This window comes from Bradyrhizobium liaoningense (assembly GCF_018130825.1).
GTDB lineage: Bacteria > Pseudomonadota > Alphaproteobacteria > Rhizobiales > Xanthobacteraceae > Bradyrhizobium > Bradyrhizobium liaoningense_B.
The window spans coordinates 1-1,319 of record NZ_JAFCJS010000024.1; the positions used below are offsets into that span (position 1 = coordinate 1).

At 68.2% G+C, this 1,319-nt stretch carries 1 protein-coding gene; it reads left to right on the plus strand.

All coding sequences use genetic code 11. The features are described from left to right. Positions 1 to 1,319: DUF5801 repeats-in-toxin domain-containing protein (locus JQ603_RS37870; protein WP_245004153.1), on the plus strand; the 1,319-nt coding region annotated here is incomplete at both ends.

Sequence of the window (1,319 nt, forward strand, 5' to 3'; positions counted from 1 at the left end):
GGATCGACGGCCTACAAGCTGACGGTGACCAATGCGGTGTCGGGTCTGTTCGTGACCGACGGTTCGGCGATCAGCCTCGTCGACGTGAACGGCGACGGCAGCGTGATCGTGGGCGTGGTGCAGGCCGGCAGCTTCGCCAACCAGGCCGCATTTGCGATCTCGATCAACGGCACGACGGGCGCGGTGACGGTCGAGCAGTATCTGTCGCTGCACCAGGACAGCGCCAGCAACACGCCGGACGACGGAGTGTCGCTGAACGCCAACTCGCTGGCGCTGACGGTGACGATAACCGACGGCGACGGCGACAAGGCGAGCACGCCGGTCGACGTGTCGGGCAAGATCACCTTCGACGACGACGGTCCGAAGCTGACGGCGGTGCTGTCGGGTACGACGGCTGCGCTGGACGAGGGCAACACGGACGCAGGTTCCCCGCCGACGAGCACGGCGGCGACCATCAACACCGGCGCGATCGCCAAGGGCGATGATCCGGATGTGACGGGGACGGGCTACATCGCGCATGCGGTGGACGTGTCGCTGGTGACGGCGACGCCGCAGTTCGGCGCGGACGGCCCGGCGGCCTCGGATGCGACGGCGTACAAGCTGACGGTGACCAATGCGGTGTCGGGTCTGTTCGTGACCGACGGCTCGGCGATCAGCCTTGTCGACGTGAACGGCGACGGCAGCGTGATCGTGGGCGTGGTGCAGGCCGGCAGCTTCGCCAACCAGGCCGCATTTGCGATCTCGATCAACGGCACGACGGGCGCGGTGACGGTCGAGCAGTATTTGTCGCTGCACCAGGACAGCGCCAGCAACACGCCGGACGACGGGGTGTCGCTGAACGCGAACTCGCTGGCGCTGACGGTGACGATCACCGACGGCGACGGCGACAAGGCGAGCACGCCGGTCGACGTGTCCGGCAAGATCACCTTCGACGACGACGGTCCGAAGCTGACGGCGGTGCTGTCGGGCACGACGGCTGCGCTGGACGAGGGCAACACGGACGCAGGTTCCCCGCCGACGAGCACGGCGGCGACCATCAACACCGGGGCGATCGCCAAGGGCGACGATCCGGATGTGACCGGGACGGGCTACATCGCGCATGCGGTTGACGTTGCGCTGGTGACGGCGACGCCGCAGTTCGGCGCCGACGGTCCGGCGGCCGCGGGATCGACGGCCTACAAGCTGACGGTGACCAATGCGGTGTCGGGTCTGTTCGTGACCGACGGTTCGGCGATCAGCCTCGTCGACGTGAACGGCGACGGCAGCGTGATCGTGGGCGTGGTGCAGGCCGGCAGCTTCGCCAACCAGGCCGCGTTTGC